Genomic DNA, 280 nt, shown 5'->3' on the forward strand with positions numbered 1-280 from the left:
ACTTATGAGTTTCCTTGATTTTTACCTGTATTAACGATTTATCACCCATTTATGAATTGCTTTAGCTACTCCTGCCTCATTATTCGTATCAGTTACCCAGTCTGCTGCTTGCTTCACTGTTTCTTGTGCATTACCCATGGCAACACCTAGACCAGCTTCAGTTATCATAGCTAGATCATTTAAACTGTCGCCCATAGCAATCACATTATCCATCGTTATATTCAAGCGCTGGCATACTTTCTCTAATGCGGCGGCTTTATTAACTCCTACTGCATTAATT

At 39.3% G+C, this 280-nt stretch carries 1 protein-coding gene; it reads right to left on the bottom strand.

Translation table 11 applies throughout. The features are described 5' to 3' along the window. Positions 1-30: 30 nt before the first annotated feature. Positions 31-280 (bottom strand): HAD hydrolase family protein (locus AOA60_RS23690; protein ID WP_158235056.1); only part of this gene is annotated, 250 nt, incomplete at its 5' end.

The sequence above is a fragment of the Pseudomonas sp. 2822-17 genome (assembly GCF_002742485.1).
Lineage (GTDB): Bacteria > Pseudomonadota > Gammaproteobacteria > Pseudomonadales > Pseudomonadaceae > Aquipseudomonas > Aquipseudomonas cyclaminis.